14 protein-coding genes are annotated in these 24,061 nt (G+C 61.1%); 3 read left to right on the top strand and 11 right to left on the bottom strand.

The window, feature by feature from the left end; genetic code table 11:
• The first annotated feature begins 960 nt into the window (after positions 1-960).
• Positions 961-6,537, top strand: a complete 5,577-nt coding sequence (locus V8G57_RS03715; protein ID WP_342828236.1) for an autotransporter domain-containing protein — start codon at positions 961-963, stop codon at positions 6,535-6,537.
• 230 nt (positions 6,538-6,767) lie between these two features.
• A complete protein-coding gene (gene ppk1 / locus V8G57_RS03710) occupies positions 6,768-8,822 on the top strand; it encodes a polyphosphate kinase 1 (RefSeq protein ID WP_342828235.1) in 2,055 nt (684 codons plus the stop codon).
• A gap of 9 nt (positions 8,823-8,831) precedes the next feature.
• On the opposite strand, the gene V8G57_RS03705 is transcribed toward ppk1, so the two are convergent.
• The 11 genes from V8G57_RS03705 to dapC all read right to left on the bottom strand — a co-directional run bounded on the left by V8G57_RS03705 (position 8,832) and on the right by dapC (position 19,807).
• A complete protein-coding gene (locus V8G57_RS03705; RefSeq protein ID WP_092396362.1) occupies positions 8,832-9,494 on the bottom strand; it encodes an amino acid ABC transporter permease in 663 nt (220 codons plus the stop codon).
• Positions 9,495-9,630: 136 nt separating this feature from the next.
• Positions 9,631-10,434: a cystine ABC transporter substrate-binding protein gene (locus V8G57_RS03700; RefSeq protein ID WP_092396364.1), complete on the bottom strand. Its 804-nt coding sequence runs from the start codon at positions 10,432-10,434 to the stop codon at positions 9,631-9,633.
• A 156-nt stretch (positions 10,435-10,590) separates the two neighbouring features.
• Positions 10,591-11,496, bottom strand: a complete 906-nt coding sequence (locus tag V8G57_RS03695; protein ID WP_342828234.1) for a Rossmann-like and DUF2520 domain-containing protein — start codon at positions 11,494-11,496, stop codon at positions 10,591-10,593.
• Positions 11,454-13,460 (bottom strand): ATP-binding cassette domain-containing protein, encoded by a 2,007-nt coding sequence (locus tag V8G57_RS03690; RefSeq protein WP_342828233.1) that lies wholly within the window; start codon positions 13,458-13,460, stop codon positions 11,454-11,456. The genes V8G57_RS03695 and V8G57_RS03690 overlap by 43 nt, the downstream gene beginning before the upstream one ends.
• A gap of 121 nt (positions 13,461-13,581) precedes the next feature.
• Positions 13,582-14,466 carry a 50S ribosomal protein L3 N(5)-glutamine methyltransferase gene (prmB, locus tag V8G57_RS03685; RefSeq protein WP_342828231.1) on the bottom strand — a complete coding sequence of 295 codons (885 nt, stop codon included), beginning with the start codon at positions 14,464-14,466 and terminating at the stop codon, positions 13,582-13,584.
• A gap of 136 nt (positions 14,467-14,602) precedes the next feature.
• Entirely contained in the window at positions 14,603-14,752 is a 150-nt protein-coding gene (locus V8G57_RS26215) for a hypothetical protein (protein WP_425458225.1), read from the bottom strand.
• A 74-nt stretch (positions 14,753-14,826) separates the two neighbouring features.
• Positions 14,827-15,975: a succinyl-diaminopimelate desuccinylase gene (gene dapE, locus V8G57_RS03675; protein ID WP_342828229.1), complete on the bottom strand. Its 1,149-nt coding sequence runs from the start codon at positions 15,973-15,975 to the stop codon at positions 14,827-14,829.
• 67 nt (positions 15,976-16,042) lie between these two features.
• Positions 16,043-16,396: an ArsC family reductase gene (locus V8G57_RS03670; RefSeq protein WP_092396376.1), complete on the bottom strand. Its 354-nt coding sequence runs from the start codon at positions 16,394-16,396 to the stop codon at positions 16,043-16,045.
• Positions 16,397-16,419: 23 nt separating this feature from the next.
• Positions 16,420-17,565 carry a PilT/PilU family type 4a pilus ATPase gene (locus V8G57_RS03665; RefSeq protein ID WP_342828228.1) on the bottom strand — a complete coding sequence of 382 codons (1,146 nt, stop codon included), beginning with the start codon at positions 17,563-17,565 and terminating at the stop codon, positions 16,420-16,422.
• Between the two features lie 93 nt (positions 17,566-17,658).
• Complete coding sequence (dapD, locus tag V8G57_RS03660; RefSeq protein ID WP_092396380.1) at positions 17,659-18,486, bottom strand: 2,3,4,5-tetrahydropyridine-2,6-dicarboxylate N-succinyltransferase; 828 nt, start codon at positions 18,484-18,486, stop codon at positions 17,659-17,661.
• A 106-nt stretch (positions 18,487-18,592) separates the two neighbouring features.
• Positions 18,593-19,807, bottom strand: a complete 1,215-nt coding sequence (gene dapC, locus V8G57_RS03655; RefSeq protein ID WP_092396382.1) for a succinyldiaminopimelate transaminase — start codon at positions 19,805-19,807, stop codon at positions 18,593-18,595.
• A 426-nt stretch (positions 19,808-20,233) separates the two neighbouring features.
• Here dapC and smc point away from each other — a divergent pair, with 426 nt between their 5' ends.
• A complete protein-coding gene (gene smc, locus V8G57_RS03650) occupies positions 20,234-23,764 on the top strand; it encodes a chromosome segregation protein SMC (protein WP_342828227.1) in 3,531 nt (1,176 codons plus the stop codon).
• Positions 23,765-24,061: the final 297 nt, after the last annotated feature.

The raw sequence follows: 24,061 nt of genomic DNA, 5'->3' as shown, positions 1-24,061 counted from the left end.
ATCGCCGTCAAAACGGTTTGCAGAACATCATTCTGCAAACCGTTTTTTTTCGCCTTGTATCTAGTCTTGTATCTAGCCTTGTATCCAGCGCCTATGGCGATCGCGCATTTAAAGATGACTCTGTAATGTTGTATTTTTGAAACATTATTTTGTTAATTCTAGAAATATTTTTATTTAACAAAATAAGGTAGTGCCTGATCCGGACCGATCAGGAAATAAACGGGATTTAGCGTTATCTAAACGTCGTCGTATATAGGCAGCTATTGCGTCGTGCTTGCACCTTGTGGTTCCGGATCGGGTAAAACCCGAGCGCAGGGACGCCATTTATTTGCCATATAAAATTGTAAAAACATTCTTTGAATGTTAATTAATGAAAATTAAACGTTAATTATTGTTAACTAACAAAATAAACATTACTTTCATATTCAATATCTTTGAAATACGTCTAAAATGACAATTAATTTCCATATGGAATTGTTTTTGTGTGGAAAGTACGATTTCGGATATTCAGCGTCGTTCCGGGCCTGATGCATCGCGTAGCATCATGCGCTTGCAACGATGCGGCAAGCATGTCGGTTTCTTGCATCTCATTTTCCTGATGTAGCTGCCGCCGCGGAAATTGAGCCAGAGGTTCCTGGACTAGCAATTGGAGTCAGCCATGGCAACACGGATTTACCCGCTCACAGAAAATATCTCTTTCCCCCATGCGTACTTCGTCATCCAGGCAAGGTGCAGCCTCATAGAAAGCTTTGTTGCCGCTGCAATGCGCTGGGGATGAGCCGCCTCAAAAGCATCGCCGGCAGTGCTTAGCCAAACGGGCAACGCTGCACTAGGCATGCTTGGTCTCAATCCAGACTGAGGCTACATCCCTGTTTTTACGCCGATTTTCTTCGCCACGGACTGTTCCAGGCGTTGAGGGCTCCTTTTTGCCTGTTTTTTTGTATTTTCCCGGAGAACGTGATGAGCAAGACCTATCGTTTGGTATGGAGCAAAACACAAGGTGCGCTGGTAGTGACATCGGAGCTTGCCAAGGCCAATGGCAAGGGAGCTTCCAACCTGCTGCTGTCGACTGCTCCGGCCGGCGCCGCCGGCGACCTGTCCGACCACGACGACGCAGTTCCGCAGCTGAGGCGTTTGCCGGCGCTGCTGGCATTGGCGACCAGCGGCTTTTTTGCCTTGAACGGTTCGGCGGCCTGGGCCAACTGCACCCCAGCCAATCCGGCCGCCGGAGCCACGGTCACCTGCTCCGGCGCCGCATCGCTGCTGGCGCCTTCGTTCAGCAGCGCCGCCAATAACCTGACAGTGAACGTGAACACCGGCGCCAGCGCCGGTGTGTTGCTGGGCCTGCTTGGCACGGCCATGAATTTGACCGGCAACAATGTCACGCTGAATAACGCCGGCACCATAGATCCGTCGCTGCTGGGAGCGGCCAGCCTGTTATCGACCGGCACCGTGATCGGCAATGCAGCGGCCAGCACGGTTACCGTTAACAACAGCGGCACCATGAAGGGCACCAGCGGCTTGCTGGGGGTGAGCCTGAGCAATTTGAACGGTGTCGCGCTGGCGGTGCAGAACGGCACCGGCGGCGTCAGCAATCTCTCCAATACCGGCACCATCGGCAGTTCGCCGCTGCTGGGCGTTTCGGTGCTGGCATCCGATGCGCCGGTGGTCGCAGCCTACGGCGGCGGCCAGGTCAACTTCGTCAACACCGGGACCATCAACGGCCGGGTTGCGTTCGAGGCTTCGGGCACGGCCGGCACCGGCAATACATTCATCAATTCCGGGACCATCAGCGGCAGCGTATCGATGGGCGCCAACAGCAGCAATACCTTTACCGCGGTGACCGGCTCCGTTGTCGATTCAGGCGGCAGCCTGGGCCTCAACCTGCTGAGCGTGGCCGGCCTGAATCTCGGGTTTGCCGCAACCGGGACAATCGACGGCGGCGCCGGCGGCAACAATACCTTGCTCCTGCAAAATTCGGCAACCGGCACCGGCAGCGGCAGCACCGGCTCGGGCACCATTACCAGCGGCACCTATATCAACTTCCAGCACCTCGGGCTCAACAGCGGCAGCTGGACGCTGAGCGGAGCGCAGACATTCCAGGATGCGACGCTGAACGGCGGCCTCGCGTTGTTCGACAATTCGGCATCCTTCGGCACCGGTGCAGTTTCGGTGAACGGCGGCGCGATCCAGGCTACTGCCGGCGGGCTCAACCTCGGCAACACCTTCAACCTGCAAGGCAGCGGACTCACGGTCCAGGGCGCCAGCGGGCTGACCATATCGGGCATCATTTCGGGCGCCGGCGGATTGACCAAGAACGATAGCGGGACGCTGACCTTGTCCGGCGCCAATACCTATAGCGGCAACACCAACCTCAACGCCGGCGGGCTGGCCCTGGCGAACGCGACGGCCATCGGTAGCGGGACCCTGGCCGTGGGAGGCAATGCGACACTGGATACCAGCATCGGACTGACGCTGGGTAATAACATCAGCCTGGCAGGCGGAGCCGACCTGACCCTGGCGGGCAGCAATAACCTTGGCTTGAGCGGCGTCATTTCCGGCGCCGGCGGCATTGTGAAAAATGGCAGCACCACTACCACGCTGACCGGCGCCAATACCTTCACCGGCGGCGCCACGATCAATGCCGGCACGCTGGCCATTGGCGCCGGCGGCAGCCTGGCGCCGACCGTGGCAGTCAACGTTGCAGGCGCCGGCGCCGGTTTCGATATTTCCGCGGGCGGCAACCAGACCATCGGCTCGCTGGCTGGCGTGGCAGGCAGCACGGTGGCCCTGGGCGCGAATAACCTGACCTTCGGCGACGCCACCAATCAAACCTATGGCGGCGTGATCGGCGGCACGGGCGGCTTGATCAAGCAGGGCGCCGGCACTGAAACCCTGACCGGCGCCAATACGTTCACCGGCGGCGCCACCATCAACGCCGGCACGCTGGCCATTGGCGCCGGCGGCAGCCTGGCGCCGACCGTGGCAGTCAACGTTGCAGGTGCCGGTGCGGGCCTGGATATTTCCGCAGGCGGCAACCAGACCATTGGTTCGCTGGCTGGCGCAGCGGGCAGCACGATGGCCTTGGGGGCGAATACGCTGACCTTCGGCGATGCGACTAATCAAACCTTTGGCGGAGCCATCGGCGGCACGGGTGGTTTGATCAAGCAAGGCGCCGGCACGGAAACCCTGACGGGAGCAAACACATTTACCGGCGGCGCCACGATCAATGCCGGTACGCTGGCCATTGGCGCAGGCGGCAGCCTGGCGCCGACCGTAGCAGTCATCGTCGCCGCAGCTGGCGCCGGCCTGGACATTTCCGCGGGCGGCAACCAGACCATCGGCTCGCTGGCCGGTGTGGCGGGCAGCACAGTGGGCTTGGGCGCCAACACGCTAACCTTCGGCGACGCGACTAACCAGATTTTTGGTGGCCTCATCGGCGGCACGGGCGGCTTGGTTAAGCAGGGTACAGGGACTGAAACCCTGACGGCCGCCAATACCTTTACCGGCGGCGCCACGATCAACGCCGGCACGCTGGCATTAGGCGCGGGCGGCAGCCTGGCGCCGACCGTGGCAGTCAATGTTGCCGGGGCCGGCGCCGCCTTGGATATTTCCGCGGGCGGCAACCAGACTATCGGCTCGCTGGCTGGCGTGGCAGGCAGCACGGTGGCCTTGGGCGCCAACACATTGACCTTCGGCGATGCGACCAGCCAGACCTTCGGCGGCGCGATTGGCGGCACGGGCGGTTTGATCAAGCAAGGAGCCGGCACCGAGACCTTGACCGGCGCCAACACCTTTACCGGCGGCGCCACCATCAACGCCGGCACGCTGGCCCTGGGCGCAGGCGGCAGCCTGGTGCCGACCGTGGCGGTCAATGTTGCCGGCGCCGGCGCCGGTTTCGATATTTCCGCCGGCGGCAACCAGACCATTGGTTCGCTCGCTGGCGTGGCCGGCAGCACGGTGGCTTTAGGCGCCAACACGCTGACCTTCGGCGACGCCGCCAATCAAACCTTTGGCGGCGCGATCAGCGGCAGCGGCGGCTTGATCAAGCAAGGTGCCGGCACGGAAACCCTGACCGGCGCCAATACGTTCACCGGCGGCGCCACGATCAATGCCGGCACGCTGGCATTGGGCGCAGGCGGCAGCCTGGCGCCGACCGTGGCAGTCAACGTCGCCGCAGCTGGCGCCGGCCTGGATATTTCCGCGGGCGGCAACCAGACCATCGGTTCGCTGGCCGGCGTGACAGGCAGCGCGGTAGCCTTGGGCGCCAACACACTGACCTTCGGCGACGCCACCAACCAGACTTTCGGTGGCGTCATCGGCGGCACAGGCGGCTTGGTCAAGCAGGGTACAGGCACTGAAACCCTGACGGCTGCCAATACCTTTACCGGCAGCGCCACGATCAACGCCGGCACGCTGGCCCTCGGCGCGGGTGGCAGCCTGGCGCCGACCGTGGCGGTCAACGTTGCAGCGGCTGGCGCCGGCCTGGATATTTCTGCAGGCGGCAACCAGACCATCGGTTCGCTGGCAGGTGTGGCAGGCAGTACGGTAGCTTTGGGCGCCAACACACTGACCTTCGGCGATGCAACCAACCAGACCTTCGGCGGCGCGATTGGCGGCACGGGTGGCCTGATCAAGCAGGGTACCGGTACTGAAACCCTGACCGGCGCCAGCACCTACACCGGCGGCACCACCATCAATGCCGGCACATTGCAGGTCGGGAACGGCGGCACCACAGGCAGCATCGCCGGCAACGTGGTCGACAACGGCACGCTGGCTTTCAACCGCTCCGACAATATCACTTACGGCGGCGTGATCAGCGGCACCGGCAGCGTAGTCAAGCTGGGCGCGGGGGTGCTGGATTTGAGCGGCGCCAGCACTTACAGCGAGCCAACCACGGTGAATGGCGGCACGTTGGCGGTAAGCGGGTCGATCGCCAACTCGACTGTCACGGTGAACAGCGGCGCAACCGTACAGGGGCCGGGGACCATCGGCGGACTGCTGGTCAATAGCGGCGGCACCGCCGCCATTGCAGGCGCCGGCCAGCCTATCGGCAGCCTGACTGTCGCCGGCAACGCAGCCTTTGCGCCCGGATCGATTTACCAGGTAAAGGCCACGCCACAACAGAGCGACCTGATCAGCGTCGGCGGCAGCACCACCTTGAGCGGCGGCACGGTGCAGGTGCTGGCGGCGATCGGAGACTACAAGCCGACCAGCAACTACACGATTCTTACAGCCGCAGGCGGCCTCAGCGGCGCATTTTCCGGGGTGACGTCGAACCTGGTATTCCTGACCCCCAGCCTGAGCTACGACGCCAATAATGTATTCCTGCAGCTGTTGCGTAACAATGTGTCGTTCCAGCAGGCGGCCGCTACGCCGAACCAGCAAAGCGTGGCAAACGCCGTCACCATCCTCGGCGGCGGCAACACGATTTACGACACCATCACCTCGCTTGGCCTGGCATCCGCGCAAGCGGCGTTCGACAGCCTGTCCGGCGAGCTTCACGCCAGCGCGCGCAGCGTCTTCCTGGAAGACAGCCGCTACATCAGGGACGCGGTCACGGCCCGGGCTCGCCAGGGTTCGGCTGCGCGTTCAGGCACCTTGTCGGCACTCTCCGGCGGCGGCTCAGCCACCTGCACGGCAGACAGCGCGACCCGGCAGAACGACCAGCTGCGCGCCGATAATGCGTGCAACGACGACCGGCGCAATGCGCGGGTTGTGTGGGGCCAGGTGTATGGCGCCAAGAGCAACCTGGATGGAGAAAACGGCGTCGCCAATGTGAATCGCAGCAGCGGCGGCTTCATTGTCGGCGTCGATACGCCGCTGAACGATACCTGGCGGGCCGGCGTCGCCGGCGGTATCGGCCACACCTCGTTCGACACCAGCCGCTCCAACGGCTCGGGTTCAGTCGACAGCTACCACCTGGCGCTATACGGCGATGCCCAGTTCGGCGCACTCGGCGTACGGCTGGGAACGGCGTATACCTGGAACAAGCTGGATACCGACCGCACCATCGTATTCCCAGGGTTCTCGGACAGCGCCAAGTCCAGCTACGATGCCCACACCACCCAGGTTTTCGGCGAACTGGGCTACGCCGTCGCGGCAGGCCAGGTAGCGCTGGAACCGTTTGCCGGCCTGGCGTATGTCAACCTGCATACCGACGGCTTCAGTGAAAACGGCGGCGCCGCGGCCTTGAGCGGCAAGAGCGATAGCCAGGACGTGACCTTCTCCACGCTGGGCGTCAGGGCTGCAACCCGTCTCGGCGCTCCGGGCTCAAGCGTCACTGCGCGCGGCACGGTCGGCTGGCGCCACGCATTCGGCGGCGTAACGCCGACCGCGGACCTGGCGTTCAAGAGCAACGCCGCGGCGTCGTTCGCGGTGACCGGCGTACCGGTAGCGCGCGACGCCATGCTGGTGGAAGCGGGGATCGACGTCAGCATCAGCAAGAGCGCAACGCTGGGCCTGGGATATTCGGGCCAGTTCGGCGACAAGGTAAGGGATAACGCCATCAAGGCAAACATCGCATGGAAATTCTGATGGCGTGATTTTGCGTAGCTGAAAACAGCCTTGCATTTGCGGCTTCATCTCGGAAACACCGGGACAGCCGCATCTGCAAGGCGATCGTCTGCCAGCCTCCAGGCCTGCCTGCCGGGCTTTCTCCTTGTCATTCCCGCGTCACATTCCATCCTTACAATCGGGATTGCCATATTGGTAATTGCTGAAAAATCCGCCCGTGTCCTTTCCCCCGACCATTTTCTGACCAGACCATGACTTTCCCATTGCTCAATCGCGAACTCGGCGTGCTTGCCTTTAACGAGCGGGTCCTGGCGCAAGCCGAAGACCCTGCGGTCCCTTTACTGGAACGGCTGCGTTTTGTCTGTATCACCAGCAGCAACCTGGATGAGTTTTCCGAGATTCGCATGTCCGGCCTGCAGGAGCAGATCCGGGTGGCGGTGGATGGCGTGACGCCGGACGGCATGTCGCTGCAGCATGCGTACAGCACCATCAGCGAGCGCGCCCAGAAACTGGTGGCGCGCCAGTATGCCTTGTTCAACGATGTGCTGCTGCCGGCGCTGAACGCAGAGGGCATCGCTTTCTACCAGGAATCCGAGTGGAACGAAGAGCAGACCGCCTGGGCGCATGAATTTTTCAAGACTGAGCTGTTGCCGGTGCTGACGCCTATCGGCCTCGATCCGGCCCATCCGTTCCCGCGGGTGCTCAACAAGAGCCTGAATTTCGCGGTCAAGCTGAGCGGCAAGGACGCCTTCGGCCGCGAGACCGAACTGGCTATCGTGCAGGCGCCGCGAGTGCTGCCGCGCCTGGTCCGGATGCCGGAGCATCTATCGGCGCACGCTTACGGTTTTGTGCTGCTGAGCAGTTTCATGCAGCGTTTTGTCGGCGAGCTGTTTCCAGGCTTGTCCATCGGCGGCTGTTATCAATTCCGCGTGACGCGCAACAGCGACCTGTTTGTCGACGAGGACGAAGTCACCGACCTGCGGCTGGCGCTGCAAGGCGAGCTGCCGACCCGCCAGCTGGGCAATGCGGTGCGCCTGGAAGTGGCGGACGGCACGCCGGCCTCGCTGGTGCAGCGCCTGCTCAACCAGAACGGCCTGGCGCCTGGCGATTGCTACCGGGTCAACGGTGCGGTCAACCTGGTGCGCCTGATGCCCTTGCCGGACCTGGTCGACCGGCCTGACCTGAAATTCACGCCGCATGCGCCGGTGCTGCCGAAAGCCTTTGTTACCGGCGCTTCGGTGTTCGACATCATCGACCAGCAGGACGTGCTGCTGCATCATCCCTACGAAAGTTTCCAGCCGGTGCTGGAGCTGCTGCAGCAGGCGGCGATCGATCCCGATGTGCTGGCCATCAAGCAAACCATTTACCGCACCGGCAACGATTCACCGCTGATGAGCGCGTTGATGCAGGCGGCCAAGAACGGCAAGGAAGTCACGGTGGTGCTGGAACTGATGGCGCGCTTCGACGAAGAAACCAATATCGGCTGGGCGGCCAAGCTGGAAGCTGTCGGCGCCCATGTGGTGTATGGCGTGTTCGGCTACAAGACGCATGCCAAGATGCTGCTGATCGTGCGCCGCAAGCGCCACGCCAAGCATATGAGGTTGAAGCGTTACGTGCATCTCGGCACCGGCAACTACCATCCGAAAACCGCGCGCCTGTACACTGACTTCGGCTTGATGACCAACGACGACAAGATTTGCGAAGACGTGCACAACGTGTTCCAGCAGCTGACCGGTTTCGGCAAGCAGGTAGCGCTCAAGCGCTTGTGGCAATCGCCGTTCACCCTGCACGCGAATGTGCTGCATGCGATCCAGAAAGAAGTCGACGCCGCCAAGGCCGGCAAGCAGGGCTACATCATCGCCAAGATGAATGCCTTGCTGGAGCCGACGGTGATCGAAGCCTTGTACCTGGCGTCACAGGCCGGCGTCAAGATCCAGCTGCTGATCCGCGGCGTATGCGCCTTGCAGCCCGGCGTGCCGGGCTTGTCGGAAAACATCAAGGTGCGTTCGGTCATCGGGCGCTTTCTTGAGCATCACCGGGTTTTCTATTTCTATGCCGACGGCGAGGAACACGTGATGCTGTCCAGCGCCGACTGGATGGACCGCAACCTGTTCCGCCGCATCGAAACCGCATTCCCTATCCTCGACGGCAAGCTCAAGCGGCGCGTGATCGAAGAGAGTTTGCTGGTGCATTTGCAGGACAATGCGTCGGCCTGGGACATGGACAGCGACGGCAGCTACCATAGGGCCGACCCTGGCGAAGCCACGCCCCTGGTCAGCCAGATCGATCTGCTGTCGCGTTTTTGATTTGCGTTTTTAGTTCGATTTGTGGGCCTGTCCCAGCTTGCTTTCGAGGCGGCTTTGCAAACGTTCGAAGCACAGGCTCAGGCACCAGTAGATCGCCGCGGCGGCCAGGTATAGCGGCAGCGGACGGAACGTCACCGCGATGATTTCCTTGGTGGCCAGCATCAGTTCGGTCACCGTGATGACCGATACCAGCGAGGTATCCTTGATCAGGCTGATCAGCGTATTGCTCATCGACGGCACCGCAATCCGGACCGCCTGCGGGATCACGATGTAGCGCAGCGTCTGCCAATAGTCCAGGCCGATGCTGTAGCTGGCCGACCATTGTCCTGCATGCACCCCAAGAATGGCGCCGCGCAGGCTCTCCGACAAATAGGCGCCGGCATTCAGGCTCAAGGCCAGGATGCCCGCGGTCAGCGGCGAGAAACTGATGCCGATGCTGGGCAGGCCGTAATAAATCACGAAGATCTGCACCAGCAGCGGCGTGCCGCGCATCAGGCTGACGTATATGCTGGCCGGCCAGCGCGCCAGGCGCGACGGCAGGATCCGCGCAATCGCCAAAGGAAAACCGAGCAGCAGTCCGCCCAGCATCGAGGCTACCGCAAACACCAGGGTGTAGCCCAGGCCCCGGAACAGGGTCGGCGCCGCCTGCTGCAGCAAATCCAGTAATTCCATAAGGTCTCTGTTAAATCCGGACTTCCCAGGTTAAAAAAACATCCCCGCGGCGGGCGGGGATGGTGGGTGTCAGGAGTGTAGCGCGAAAATTGCCGATGCGTTACCGATGCGTTGCCAATGCGCCGTCAATCCGTTGTCACTGCGCTGATGGTGCTTTGCTAACATCGAAACCGAACCACTTGAAGGACGCTTGCTTGAAACTGCCGTCTTTCAGGATCTCGTCGAGCGCTTTGTTCAGCGCGGCTTCGAATTTCGGATTGCCTTTCTGGAACGGGATGCCGATCTTGTCGATGTCGCCGAAGGTGGCGCCGGCTTTCAGCGGCAGGCTGGAGCTCTTCAGCAGGTAGCCGACCAGCAGCCGGTCGTTCAAGGCCGCATCGATGCGGCCGCTGGCCAGGTCGGCCAGGTATTCCGGCGAACCGGGATAAGTCTTGACGTCGATGCCGGGAACCGCCTTGGCTTTCTGCTCAAAGTTGGTGCCCTGGCCCAAGCCGAGCTTGTAGCCTTTCAGCGATTCCAAAGTAGGGAAGCTGCGCTTCTCGTCTTTGCGCACAATCAGTTGCGCCGTCGACAGGGTGTATGGCTGGGAAAAATCGAAGGCTTTCTGGCGCGCTTCGGTAATCCCGACCTGGTTCAGGATGACGTCGTATTTGCCGGCGCCGAGGCCGGCCAGGATGCCGCTCCATTCGGTGGTCGTGAATTCCGGCTTCACGCCAAGCTTGGCCGCCAGCAGTTTAGCGACGTCGACTTCAAATCCGGTCAGTTCGCCGCTTTTCGGATCCTTGAAATTGAACGGCGGATAGTTGCCTTCCATCGCCACTTTCAGGGTGCCGCGGGATTTGACGGTATCCAGCAGGTCGGCCGCGAACGCATTGAGCGTGACGCCGGTGATCAGTATCGCTGCAGCAATCTTGCTGAGTTTGGACAGTGTGGTGGCCATCTTTTTTCCTTTTGGTTGGTGGGCATTGGCTGACGACTATGTTAAGCGCTTTCCCCGGCAAATGTGAAATGACCGTTTTGCCGCTCGATATGCATTTTTTGTCTTTGCATTTCAGAAAAATATCAGCTATCGGCGGTCTGCGCAATTTCTGGCTTGCTACGGCTTGCCGTTTTTCTTGCGCAGGGCCAGGTCGGCAGTCAACGCAGCGAACTGCTGGTACAGCCCGGCAACCTGTGGCCGCCACTCCTGGACTGCCTGGTATTGCCTGGCGACAGTAGCCATGTCGCCGCGCGCGATGGGGCCGGTGAGGGCGGCGGCGGGACCGAGCCTGAAGGCATTGGCCGCACTTTCGGACAGCAATGGCGCGATCAGCTGCAAGGCAAGTTCAGGCGCAATGCCGGCTGCAACGTAAGCCTGTTGCGCCACGTCTATCAGCGTCACCTGGTAGTTGGAGGCGAACACCGCGGCAGCGTGGTACAGGGTTTTTTGCTCACGCCGGATATCCACCAGCTGGGCGCCGATGGCGCTGAACGCCGGGCCGAGGACGGCGAGGGCGGCGGCGTCGCCTTCGCAGCCGCACCAGGTGCCGGTGAAATGCTCGGCTACCTGTTGTGGCACGGCAAAGCTGCGGATGGGGTGGATGCTGGCGACTGCAGCGCCATGGTCGGAAGCAGCGGCGAGTTCGAGCGACGACAGGGCGCCGCTGCAATGGAATACGATGCTGCCTGGCTGCAATTTTCCGGCTGCGGCGAGGGCGCTGCAGCAAGCGGCGATCTGGTCGTCGCCGGCGGCGACCAGGTAGACGTCAGCGCTGCGCAGGCTGCCATAGGAAGCCGCTACGCTGCCGGCGCCGATGAAGGCGCTGGCCTCTTGTGCGCTGGCGGCGGTGCGGTTGAGGATGTCGAGCAGGGAAAAAGCGCGGCTGTCGTGCCATAGCCGGCCCAGGGTGCGGCCGACCTTGCCGCAGCCGATGATGCTCAGGGTTGGCGGACGGCGTTCGCTGCCGCCCTGCATTGCGCCTAGCTGCCCAGTTGCTCCAGCGCTTCCTGCTGTTCCAGCCATTCCGCCTCCAGTTGCGTCAGTTCCTTGGTGTAAAACGCCTGATCGGCGAGCAGCGTCGCCAATTCCTTTTTCTTGTCTTTATCGTAGATTTCCGGATCGGCCAGGCGCGTATCGACAGTATGCTTCTGTGCGCTGCGTTTGGCGATCTGTTCGTCGAGGCGCTTGATGCGTGCTTCGATAGGCTTTTTCTGCGCCGCCAGCTTTTGCCGGGCTTCCGCTTCGGCGCGTTTCTGTTCGCGGCGGTCGGCGCTGTCGGCGGGAGCCGCGGCTGCCGGCGCTACCGCACTGGCGATGGTGGCCTTGCTGCTGGCTTTTGGCAGCGCAGCATCGGTGGCGCTGTTCTTGGCCGCCAGCTTGGTCTTGAACAGCCAGTCCTTGTAATCGTCGAGGTCGCCGTCGAACGGCGCTACCTTGCCGTCGGCGACGATGATGAACTGGTCGGTAGTGGCGCGCAGCAGGTGGCGATCATGCGACACCAGCACCAGCGTGCCCTCGAACTGCGCCAGCGCCATGGTCAGGGCCTCGCGGGTTTCCAGGTCCAGGTGGTTGGTCGGCTCATCCAGCAGCAGCAGGTTGGGGCGCTGCCAGACAATCAGCGCCAGCGCCAGGCGCGCTTTCTCGCCGCCGGAAAACGGTGCGATCGAACTGGTCACCATGGCGCCGTTGAAATTGAAGCTGCCGAGGAAATTGCGCAGTTCCTGCTCGCGTACCGTCGGCGCGATCTTGCCCATGTGCCACAGTGGCGATTCGTCATGGCGCAGCATTTCCACCTGGTGCTGGGCAAAGTAGCCGATCGACAGCCCTTTGCCGAACTGGGCGTCGCCGCGCAACGGCTTGAGTTCTTCCGCGATGGTCTTGATGAAGGTCGACTTGCCGGCGCCGTTGACGCCCAGCAGGCCGATGCGCTGGCCGATCTGCAGCGAGAAGTTGATGCCGGAGACGATCACTTTTTCAGTGACGTCGTGGCTGGTCTCGCTTTCGGTGCGATAGCCGGCGCTCACATCTTCCATCACCAGCAGCGGGTTCGGCGCGCTCAGCGGCACGCGGAATTCAAAAGAGAACTCGGCCGCCGCGCGCAGCGGCGCCAGTTCTTCCATCTTGGCCAGGGCTTTCATCCGGCTTTGCGCCTGGCGCGCCTTGCTGGCCTGGGCCTTGAAGCGGTTGATGAACGACTCCAGGTGGGCGCGCTGGCGCATCTGCTTTTCCAGGGTGCCGGCCGCCAGTTCCAGCTGCGCGGAACGTTGCCGTTCGAACGAGGAATAGTTGCCCGAATAGCGTTTCAGCTTGCGTTCATCGATATGCACGATCACATTCACCACGCCGTCCAGGAAATCTCGGTCATGGGAGATGATGATCAGGGTGCCGGGATAGCGCTTGAGCCAGTCTTCCAGCCAGATGATGGCGTCCAGGTCCAAGTGGTTGGTCGGTTCATCGAGCAGCAGCAGGTCGGATGGGCACATCAGCGCCTGCGCCAGGTTCAGGCGCATGCGCCAGCCGCCGGAGAAGCTGGCTACCGGCTGGTCCATCTGCGCCAGCGAGAAGCCGAGGCCGGTCAGCAGCTGTTCGGCGCGCGAACGCACCGTGTAGGCATCGGCATCGGCCAGGGCGCTGTACAGTTCGCCGATCAGGATGCCGTTGGAGGTGCTTTCCGGTTCGCTTTCAAGGAACGCCAGTTCTTCTTCCAGCCGGCGCAGGGTGACGTCGCCGTCGATAGCGTATTCAATCGCCGAGCGGTCCAGCGCCGGGGTTTCCTGGGCAACGTAGGCCATGCGCCATTTCGACGGGAAGTCGATCTCGCCCAGGTCGGCATGGAGTTCCCCGCGCAGCAGTCCGAACAGGCTGGACTTGCCGGCGCCGTTGGCGCCGATCAGGCCGATCTTGTCGCCCGGGTTGAGGGTGACGTCGACATTGTCGAGCAAAGGCTTGATGCCGCGCATCAGGGAAACTTGTTGAAAACGTATCATGTCTGCTATCTGCTAACTATCTTGCTAAATGAGTGGCCATGCATGTGGTTGAAACGACATGCAGGTCGTGATGATCTTGCGTTGCTTATTGACTGTTATCGGGGCGCCGCGCCCGTGCCGCTTACGGCAGCTGGTCTGCGGTCAGCAGGAATACCATGTCGTCGCCGGCGCTGGTCGAGACCCAGGTCATTTCCAGGTCCGGGAATGCCGCTTCGGCGAAGGCGCGCTCGTTGCCGATTTCGACCACCAGCACGCCGTTTGCGGTGAGGCGCTGCCTGGCGCCGGCGACAATCTTGCGCACCAGGTCCATGCCGTCGTCGCCGCCGGCCAGGGCAATGTGCGGTTCACGCAGGTATTCCGGCGGCAGCTTGCCCATCGAATCGGAATTGACATACGGCGGATTGGTGACGATCAGGTCGTATTTTTTGGCCGGCACCTTGCTGTAGAGGTCGGATTCGATCAGCGTGATGCGATCCTGCAGTTCGTAGTCATCGACATTGCGGCGCGCCACGGCCAGCGCATCGGCCGAGATGTCCGCGGTATCGACGTGCGCTTGCGGGAATGCGTCCGCCAGCATGATCGGCAGGCAGCCGGAGCCGGTGCACAGTTCCAGTATGTTGCTGACCGCCTCGGGGTCTTGCAGCCACGGCGAGAAATGGTCGGGAATCAGTTCCGCGATGAACGAGCGCGGCACGATCACGCGCTGGTCGACATAGAACCGGTAGTCGCCCAGCCAGGCTTCATTGGTGATGTAGGCGGCAGGAACGCGATCGGTGCTGCGCCTTTCGATGACCTGCAGCACGGCGTCGATTTCATACGGCAGCAGGCGGGCGTCAAAGAACGGTTCAATCTTGTCCAGCGGCAGCTTCAGCGTATGCAGGATCAGGTAGGCCGCCTCGTCCAGCGCGTTGCTGCTGCCATGGCCGAAGAACAGGCCGGCAGTATTGAAACGGGTCACTGCATAGCGCAGCAAGTCGCGGATAGTGGTAAAGGATTGTGGTGTCATGGCACGGGCAGTAAAAGTAAGGCTGGTGATGCAGCGCCTGGGCGTGGCGCTTTGCAAATGTCAGGCGGATTCTAACGGAAATGCCAGGCTGGATGGGCGCGGCCGGCTTAATAAGCCGGGTATCGGCGCCATCTTGTCAGGATTTGGTCAAGACCGCATTATATCTGAGTGTGTCCAAGGCATTCCGGACATGATCGGCCGCCTCTGTGCGCAGCGCGTGGGGAGTGTCGATGCGCCAGCCGTCCTTATCCTTGAATTCGAGCGTTTTCTGTTGTTCTTGTTGCAGGATAAAGCCGGCCAGCCGGGCTTGGGCATGGCTGCCGTCCAGTTTGGGAAGGGCCGGATCGTGCGCCCGAGCTCTTATGCCGCGGCTGGCGGCAACAGGTTCTCCAGCGTACGGCGGTAGATGTTTTTCAGCGGATCGATGAACTGCACTTCAACATGTTCGTCGATCTTGTGGATGCTGGCGTTGGGCGGCCCGAATTCGATCACCTGCGGGCAGATCTGGGCGATGAAACGTCCATCCGAGGTGCCGCCGGTGGTGGACAGCTCGGTATTGATGCCGGTTTCGGCCTTGATGGCGGAGGCGATGGCGTCGCTCAGCGCGCCGCGCGGCGTCAGGAACGGCCGGCCGCCTACGGTCCAGGCTAGGGTGTATTCGAGGCCGTGCTTGTCCAGGATCGCATGCACTCTTTGTTGCAAGCCTTCGACGGTGCTGGCGGTGGAAAAGCGGAAGTTGAAATCGATCACCACTTCGCCCGGGATCACATTGGAGGCGCCGGTGCCGCCGTGGATATTCGACATCTGCCAGGAAGTCGGCAGGTAATATTCGTTGGCTTCGTCCCATTTTTCGGCGGCCAGTTCCGCCAGGGCCGGAGCCGCCAGGTGGATCGGGTTCTTTGCCAGCTGCGGATAGGCGATGTGGCCCTGTATGCCCTTCACCGTGAGCTTGCCGGACATGGTGCCGCGGCGGCCGTTCTTGATCATGTCGCCGAGCGTCGAACTGGAGGTCGGTTCGCCGACGATGCAATAGTCGAGCTGTTCGCCGCGCGCCTTGAGCTTTTCGCAGACCACCACGGTGCCGTCGGTCGCCGGGCCTTCTTCATCGCTGGTGATCAGGAAGGCGATGGAGCCGGAATGGCCTGGACGGGTTTGGGTGAATTCTTCCACTGCCACCACCATCGCTGCAATCGAGGTTTTCATGTCGGCGGCGCCGCGGCCGTACAGCTTGCCGTCGCGGTGGCTGGGCAGGAAAGGATCGGATTGCCATTGTTCGCGCGGGCCGGTCGGCACCACGTCGGTATGGCCGGCAAACACCAGCAGCGGCCGCGTCGTGCCCTTGCGCGCCCACAGGTTGGTGACGTCGCCCGACTGGATGGTTTCGCAGGCAAAACCGAGCGGCGCCAGCAGTTCGATCAGGAGCGCCTGGCAGCCTTTGTCTTGCGGCGTGACGGACGACAGGGCGATCAGCTGTTCGGCCAGCGCCAGGGTTTTGCTATGCTTGCTCATTGTGGTTGTGTGCGGCATTTCTGTTGTGTCTTGTGTGGAGCTTGTTGGCCGAACTTATTCGTTGCGTTTATTGGCTGAATATCTCTTGGTACAGCGCATCCGAAAAGCCGACATACGCTTGCTTGCCGGTGAACAGCACCGGCCGCTTGATGATGGACGGCAGTTCCAGCATCAAGGGAGTGGCGCTGATGCCGTCCGTGATGCCGTTACGCCGCTGTTCCGGCAGGCCGCGCCAGGTAGTGCCCTTGCGGTTGACCAGGGTATCCCAGGGAATGTCCTTCAGCCAGGTGGCGACCAGCTCTGCGCTGACGCCGTCTTTCTTGAAATTGTGGAACGTGTACGCGATTTCTTGGTCTTCGAGCCAGGTGCGGGCTTTCTTGACCGTGTCGCAGTTGGGAATGCCGTACAGAGTAATTGCCATGGATTGCGTGCGGGTGAAAGTGTTTACAGGTCGAGCGTGAATTCGGTGAAGGTTGCTCCTTCGACGCGCTCCGGTTCCGGCAGCACCGGCACTGAGTTCTTTTTAGAGCTTGGCGTGTGGTTGTTGATCAGCCAGTACAGGTTGCTTGGCGAATCGGCGTGCGCCAGCGCTTCGTCCTGGGTGATGATGCCGTCGTCGATCAGTTGCATCAGCGCTTGCTCGAAGGTCTGCGAGCCAGGCGCCAGGCTCTTCTCCATCGCTTCCTTGATCTGGCTGATGTTGTCTTCTTCGATCAGTTCGGAAACGTGGCGGGTGTTGAGCATGATTTCCACCGCCGGCGTGCGTTCGCCGGTGACGGTGGTGACCAGCCGCTGCGACACGATCGCCGCCAGGGTCGAGGCCAGGTCTTCCAGCAGCGCCGGCCGGTTTTCCAGCGGGTAAAAACTGATGATGCGGTTCAGCGCGCGATAGGTATTGTTGGCATGCAGCGTTGATACCACCAGGTGGCCCGACTGGGCGTAGGCCATGGCGGCCGACATGGTGGCCTTGTCGCGGATTTCGCCGATCAGGATGCAGTCCGGCGCCTGCCGCAAGGCGTTCTTCAGGGCGCCGTTGAGGTCGGTGGTGTCGCTGCCGATTTCACGCTGGTTGACGATCGAGCGATGGCTCTGGAACAGGAATTCGATAGGATCTTCCAGGGTCAGGATATGGCCCGCCTGGGTCTTGTTGCGGTAGTCCAGCATCGATGCGATGGTGGTCGACTTGCCGGAACCGGTGGCGCCGACCACCAGCAGCAAGCCGCGCTTGCGGCCTATCAGCTCGGTCAGGGCAGGCGGCAGGCGCAATTCTTCAAAAGGCGGGATTTCATACGGAATATAGCGGATCACGGCCGAGATGCTGCCGCGCTGGCGGAACGCCGACAGCCGGAAACTGCCGACGCCGGCCACCGGCAAACCGAGGTTCAGTTCGTTGTTGCGCTCCAGTTCCTGCAGGCGGTCGGCCGGCAGCACTTCCTTCAGCAGCATCTGGATCGTGTTGTCGTCCATGGTCTGCTGGTTGACCGGGACCATCTGGCCCTTGATCTTGAGATGAATCGGCGAACCCGGCGCCAAGAACATGTCCGATGCTTCCTTCTCCTGCATCAGACGAAACAAGCGATCCATTGCCATCAAAAAACTCCTCGGTGCAAGAAAAGTGCAAATTATTATTATGAAATTGCAACGGGCTTGCGTATTTTTACGTCAAGCCCGGGCCTGCCTGAATCAGGCTTCGCGCAGCAGTTCGTTGATGCCGGTCTTGGCGCGCGTCTTGGCGTCGACGCGCTTGACGATAACCGCGCAATACAGGCTGTATTTGCCGTCCGCCGAAGGCAGGCTGCCCGACACCACCACCGAACCCGACGGGATGCGGCCGTAAGTGACTTCGCCGGTGGCGCGGTCATAGATCTTGGTCGACTGGCCGATGTAGACACCCATCGAGATCACCGAGTTTTCTTCAACGATCACGCCTTCGACGATTTCCGAGCGGGCGCCGATGAAGCAGTTGTCTTCGATGATGGTCGGGTTGGCCTGCATCGGTTCCAGCACGCCGCCGATGCCGACGCCGCCGGACAGGTGGACGTTCTTGCCGATCTGGGCGCAGGATCCGACCGTAGCCCAGGTGTCGACCATGGTGCCTTCATCGACATACGCGCCGATGTTGACATAGGACGGCATCAGCACGACGTTCTTACCGATGAAGCTGCCATGGCGGGCAACCGCCGGCGGCACCACGCGGAAACCGCCCTTGGCGAAATCTTCCGCGGTGTAGCTGGCGAACTTGGTGGGCACCTTGTCGTAGAACTGCATGTTGTCGCCGGCCGGCATCGGCAGGTTGTCTTCCAGGCGGAACGACAGCAGCACGGCTTTCTTGATCCATTGGTTGACCACCCAGTTGCCGTCGGTTTTTTCGGCGACGCGCAATGTGCCCTGGTTGAGTTCGGCGATGACCTTGGCGACGGCTTCGCGGACGTCGGCCGGCGCTGTCTTAGGCGAGAATTCGGTGCGCTGTTCCCAGGCTTGGTCGATAAATGCTTGCAAGGATTGAGTCATGATTATTCGTTGATTGAAAGTTTAAAAACATGAATTTGACCATGACGGCGCATAAAGTACATCGCCATGGCGCAATACGCAGGATCAGGCTGCCCAGAGCCGCAGGCTAGAGGCCTCGGCAAAACGCTGCGATGCGTTGCGCCGCCTCCAGGCACTCCTCGACTTCCGCCACCAACGCCATGCGGATGCGTTGCCGGCCCGGATTGCTGCCATGGGCGTCGCGCGCCAGATAGCTGCCGGGCAATACCGTTACATTATATTCGGCATACAGCCGCTTGGCGAAGTCGGTATCGGAGATTGCTGCCGACTTGTTGTCCTTGCTGCCTACCTTGGCCCACAGGTAAAAGCCGGCGTCCGGCAGCGCCACATCCAGCACGGTTTGCAGCACGGGGGTGACTTGTTGAAATTTAGCCATGTATTTGGCGCGGTTTTCGACGACGTGGGTTTCGTCGTTCCAGGCGGCGACCGAAGCCGCTTGCACCGGCGGGCTCATGGCGCCGCCGTGATAAGTACGATACAGCAGGAATTTCTTCAGGATGGCGGCGTCGCCGGCGACGAAACCGGAGCGCATGCCCGGCACGTTGGAGCGTTTCGACAGGCTGGAAAAGGCGATCAGGCGCGGATAACCCTCACGGCCCAGCATGTGTGCCGCCTGCAGCCCGCCCAGCGGCGCTTCCGGCTTGAAATAAATCTCGGAATAGCACTCGTCGGCGGCGATCACGAAACCGTGGCGGTCCGACAGCGCAAACAGTTCTTTCCAGTCCTCCAGCGACAGCACGGCGCCGGTCGGATTGCCGGGGGAGCACAGGTACAGCAGCTTGACGCGCGGCCAGACATCGTCCGGCACGCCGCGATAATCCGGGGCGAAGTTGCGGTCCGGGTCGGAATTGACGAAATACGGCTGGGCGCCGGCCAGGTAAGCCGCGCCTTCATAGATCTGGTAAAACGGATTGGGACACATCACCAGCGCATCCTGCTGGGCCGGATCGACCACCGTCTGCGCCAGCGCGAACAGCGCCTCGCGCGAACCGTTAACCGGCAGAATCTGGCTGGCCGGATCGAGCGGCGGCAAGCCATAGCGGCGCTCCAGCCAGCCGGCAATCGCCGCCCGCAAGGGTTCCGCGCCGATGGTGCTCGGATAGCTTGCGAGGCCGTTCAGGTTGTCGGCCAGGGCTTGCTGGATGAATTTCGGGGTCGGGTGCTTGGGTTCGCCTATTCCCAGGCTGATGGGCTGGTACGCAGGATTAGGCGTGACGCCGGCGAATAGGGCGCGCAGTTTTTCAAACGGATACGGCTGCAGCCGGTCTAGTAATGGATTCACGTGGCGGTTGGCAAATAAGGACGGATGAATAACAAAAATGGAAAGGGAAAAACGGCTGCAAAAGGCAGGATTGCGCTGTTTGCATTATATACAGAAGTGCGGCTTTGATCGCTGGCATTGCCGGGTTTTGCGAATGAGAAAAGCAGATTCCGCATGATTTTTTCGGCTTTCCATTGTCTTCTTGAACTTTTTTGGCGCTGCGTCTACAAAATGGAAACTCATCCTTCTTGTGCGGCGGTCTGTTAATCGGCACAGGTTTTGCCGTTAAAGTAACAATCATATTTCCGGCCCATGACGGCCATCGGATCGCATATATGGCGGGGCGGAATGTTATGATGTGGACCTCCTGCGAGGTTTTTCCTCGTTTTTATAGTGTGAAGTGTGGCGGCTGCTTTTTCGCCGACTTTGATAAGAACTGTCGATAACGTGCGTCTAACCTCCATTAAATTATCAGGATTCAAGTCTTTCGTCGATCCCACCAATTTCCAGGTCCCCGGCCAGCTGGTCGGCGTGGTCGGACCTAATGGCTGCGGCAAGTCCAACATCATCGATGCGGTGCGCTGGGTCCTGGGTGAATCCAAGGCTTCCGAGCTGCGCGGCGAATCGATGCAGGACGTCATTTTCAACGGTTCGTCGCACCGCAAGCCGGCTGGCCGTTCATCGGTCGAGCTGGTGTTCGACAACGGCCTCGGCAAAGCCGCGGGGCAATGGAGCCAGTATGCGGAAATCGCCGTCAAGCGCACCTTGACGCGGGACGGCACGTCCACTTATTACATCAACAACCAGGCGGTGCGGCGGCGCGACATCCAGGATATCTTCCTCGGCACCGGCCTCGGCCCGCGCGCTTACGCGATCATCGGCCAGGGCATGATTTCGCGCATCATCGAGGCGCGTCCGGAAGAGTTGCGGATTTTCCTGGAAGAGGCCGCCGGCGTTTCCAAGTACAAGGAACGCCGCCGCGAAACCGAGAACCGGCTCAACGATACCCGCGAAAACCTGGTGCGGGTCGAAGACATCCTGCGCGAGCTCAACGCCAACCTGGAGAAGCTGCAGTCGCAGGCGGCCGTCGCCCAGAAATTCCATGAGCTGCAAGGCGACCAGGAAGAAAAGCAGAAACTGCTGTGGCTGCTGCGCAAGAACGAGGCCAAGACCGAGCAGGAAAAACATTTCCGCGATATTGAAAAAGCCCAGCTCGACCTGGAAGAGCAGACCGCCAAGCTGCGCCATGTCGAAACCGAGCTGGAGCACATGCGCCAGGCGCACTATGCCGCCGGCGACCGCATGCACCAGGCGCAAGGCCATCTGTACCAGACCAATTCCGAAATCGGCAGCCTGGAAGCGCAGATCAAGTTTGTCATCGAGTCGCGCAACCGCCTGCAGTCCCAGCTCAATTCCCTGACCGCGCAGCGCGACCAGTGGCAGCGCCAGGGCAGCCAGTTCCAGGACGACCTGGTCGAGGCCGAGATGCACCTGGAAGAACTGGCGGCGCGGGTCGAGCAATCGCAAGTAGCGTCGCAGCAGCACAACGACCAGCTGCCGGCGCTGGAGCAGAGCTGGCGCGAGGCGCAGCTGAAGAGCACCGAGTCGCGCGGCCAGATCATGCAGATCCAGCAGCAGATTGAACTGGAATCCACCCACCAGCGCAACGCCTCGAATATCCTGAACGGCCTGGGCAGCCGGCGCGAACGCCTGGCGCAGGAAAAGAACGGCTTGAACCTGCCGGACAATGCGCACCTGACCAACCTGCGCATGCAGCTCGAAGAGAAGCAGGCCGGGCTGGAAGAAGTCAGCATGCAGCTGGAAGAAGTACAGGAACAGCAGCCGCGCCTGGAAGAAGAGCGGCGCGACGCGCAGCAGCAGGTGAACACCGAAAGCGCCAACAACGCGCAGCTGGAAGCGCGCCTGACGGCGCTCAAGCAATTGCAGGAAAGCGTACAGACCGAAGGCAAGGTGCAGCCTTGGCTGCAAAAGCACGAGCTGGCAGGATTGCCGCGCCTGTGGCAAAAACTGCATATCGACGGCGGCTGGGAAACCGCGCTGGAATCGGTGCTGCGCGAACGTACTTCGGCGCTGGAGATGTCGAACCTGGATTGGGCCAAAGCCTTCTTCAACGATGCGCCGCCGGCCAAACTGGCCCTGTTCTCGCCGAACGGCGTGGCGCCGGCCGGCAATATTGAAGCACCCGCCGGCCTCAAGCCCTTCCTGAACCTGCTGCAGCTGAACGATCCGGGTTTGCGGGTATTGATGCAGGACTGGCTCCACAATTTCTACGCCGCCGACGACACCGTGACCGCCTTTGCCGAGCGCAGCAAACTGCCGCTGGGAGCCAGCTTCGTCACGCGCCAGGGTCACGTCATCAGCAAGACCGGCGTGCGTTTCTATGCTTCCGATTCGGAGCAGGACGGCATGCTGGCGCGCCAGCAGGAAATCGAAAACATCACCAAGCAGCTGCGCGCGCAGCAGATGCTGGCCGACGAAGCCCGCTCGCGTTCGGTGCGCGCTGAAGCGGCGCTGTCGCAAGCCACCCAGCGTTTGCAGGAAATGCGCCAGCGCCATGCCGGCCTGACGCAGGCCGTGCACGGTTTGCAGATCGATGTCATGAAATTGTCCGAGCTGCAGGAGCGCTTTAACCAGCGCAGCTCGCAAATTGCTTCCGACCTGGCTGAAATCGCCGCGCAGGAAAGCGAGCAGCAGCAGGTCAAGATGGAATCGGAAGCCAAGTTCGAGCAGCTGGACATGGAACTGGCGGAGCTGCAGGAAAAGCATGAAGACGGGCAGACCGACTACCTCGGCAAAGAACAGCAGCTTAACGATGCGCGCCAGCGCCTGCGCGAGATGGAGCGTGCGGCGCAAGAAGCCGAGTTCGCTGAAAAATCCCATCGCAACAAGATCGAAGAACTCAAGCGCAGCATCGCCACCGCGCTGGAGCAGGCGGCGCAGCTGTTCGCCAACATGCAGCAGGGCCACCTGGAACTGGAAAGCCTGGACGACCAGGCGGCGCAAGCCGGCCTGCAGGATCTGCTGGACAAGCGCAGCGAACAGGAACGCGCGCTGGCCGATACCCGCCACGAGCTGGACCAGGTGTCGCAGAACCTGCGCCAGCATGAAGAAACACGCTTGCAAGCCGAGCGCAGCCTGCAGCCGCAGCGCGAGCGCATCATGGAATTGCAGCTGAAAGAGCAGGCCGCGCGCCTGAACCAGGAACAGTACGTGCAGCAGCTGCTCGAAGCGCAGGCCGACGAAGCCGCCTTGAGCGAGAAGCTGACCGCCGAAATGCGGCCATCGTATCTGCAGGGCGAAGTTACCCGCCTGACCAATGCCATCGCTAGCCTGGGCGCGGTCAACCTGGCGGCGCTGGATGAGCTGGCGCAGGCGTCCGAGCGGAAGAATTTCCTGGATGCGCAAAACGCCGACCTGACCGAAGCCATCAATACGCTGCAGGATGCAATCCACAAGATCGACAAGGAAACGCGCGACCTGCTGCAAGATACGTTCGACAAGGTCAACCACCATTTCGCCGAGCTGTTCCCGATCCTGTTCGGCGGCGGCCAGGCCAAGCTGATCATGACCGGCGACGAAATCCTCGACTCCGGCGTGCAGGTCATGGCGCAGCCGCCGGGCAAGAAGAATGCAACGATCCACCTGCTGTCCGGCGGTGAAAAAGCGCTCACCGCGACGGCCCTGGTGTTTTCGATGTTCCAGCTGAATCCGGCGCCGTTCTGCCTGCTGGACGAGGTCGATGCGCCGCTCGACGATGCCAATACCGAACGTTTCTGCAACATGGTGAAGCGGATGTCGGCCAATACCCAGTTCCTGTTCATTTCGCATAACAAGATCGCGATGGAAATGGCGCAGCAGCTGATCGGGGTGACGATGCAGGAGCAGGGCGTGTCGCGGATTGTGGCGGTCGACATGGAAGCGGCGAGGAGTTTTGCCAGCGACGCCGTGGCAGCTTAAGCGGAAAACCAAGGCCGCCGGCGGGCTGTCATCGAAGCTTGGCCTGCTTGACAACTTTTTTAGACGCCACTAAGCTGAATTTCTGGTCGTAATGCAATATATTGTAAAAAATTGTCTCAATATTTTTACGTTGGCGGTATATACAGTAATACTTGTATTGTTTTTATAAGAAAAAATGGTTTTGATGGGGAGTACTTTGGGTTTTAAATAAGAAATAACCATATACGCGGTCACTGACAACTATTTTAGAAGTGTTTTTTCCTCGGATTCAATCAATGACCAGTCCTCGATTTCAAT

The sequence above is a fragment of the Collimonas rhizosphaerae genome (genome assembly GCF_038896935.1).
GTDB classification, from domain to species: Bacteria; Pseudomonadota; Gammaproteobacteria; order Burkholderiales; family Burkholderiaceae_D; genus Collimonas; species Collimonas rhizosphaerae.
Note: the sequence above shows the minus strand (reverse complement) of the source record. Positions and strands in the feature narration are given on the sequence as shown.